Source organism: Ureibacillus suwonensis, assembly GCF_042655065.1.
Lineage (GTDB): Bacteria > Bacillota > Bacilli > Bacillales_A > Planococcaceae > Ureibacillus > Ureibacillus suwonensis.
In genome coordinates, this window is record NZ_JBHSNQ010000115.1 from 1 (window position 1) to 975 (window position 975).

Consider the following 975-nt stretch of genomic DNA (forward strand, 5'->3'; position numbering starts at 1 on the left):
TTTACGATGATAATCTTCCTCCAGCCATCTCCAAAATCGTTCATTCAACTCTTCGAGTGAATGAACCGGATTCATGTCTAATAACGGATAAAAACGCGTCTGCACCGTCTTGAAAAAGCGCTCAATTTTGCCCTTGCTTTGCGGGTCATATGGCTGCGTATGAACGAGGGTGATCCCTAACTGTGCACACGCATACTGAAGAGTTTCGGAACGATAAATCTTTCCGTTATCCGAGTAAATCATTTTCGGCTTTCCATACCGAATGAGCGCTTCTTTGGTGACGACTCGCAGCCCATCAAATTTCTCGGAAGAGAAAAATTGAGCGTATGGCACGATGCGTGAACAATCATCGATGTAAGCGATGAGAAACGTTCTTTTCTTCTTCCCGTTGATTGGAACATACGGACCGTAAGAAAGGTCTCCTTGCCATAAGGCGTTCACTTGATCATGCGCAAAACGTTTTCTCTCCGGCATCGGTAAAATTTCTTTGCCGACAAGGTTGAATTTTTTTAATAATCGGTATATAGTAAAATAAGAAATTTGTTTTGGGTTGATTTCCCCTTGGTGTACCAGTTGTTGGTAAAAAACCGTCACTGGCACTTGGGGAAATTTTTTTCTCATCGCTAGAATATAATCCTCATCTTCTGGAGACAGCTTTCGGGAATGTCCACGATCCGAGCGCTTCTTCGGTTTTAATCCCTCAAATCCCATTTTCCGATAACGCAAGTACCAGTCTTGAATCGTTTTCGCAGCGATCCGTTTCTCTCCGTAATACGGCATTTCATGAATGCGATTAGCCATCTCAGTGAGGTAGCTCTTCGGATCTACTTGTTCATTCAAAAGTGGGGCAATCAATCCGAATCGGAATAAGGCAATTTGTTCTCTCATGTGTTCGTCCATCGTTTCCATCCTCCTTTTTCATTTCGAAGGACAGCCGGCTATCCATTTCACCTTTGATGATAAATTCTTCTTTTC

At 42.9% G+C, this 975-nt stretch carries 1 protein-coding gene; it reads right to left on the minus strand.

The window, feature by feature from the left end; genetic code table 11:
* On the minus strand, positions 1-900 hold a 900-nt coding region (locus tag ACFPOH_RS10940), incomplete at its 3' end, for a DDE-type integrase/transposase/recombinase (RefSeq protein ID WP_390309654.1).
* Between the last annotated feature and the right edge of the window lie 75 nt (positions 901-975).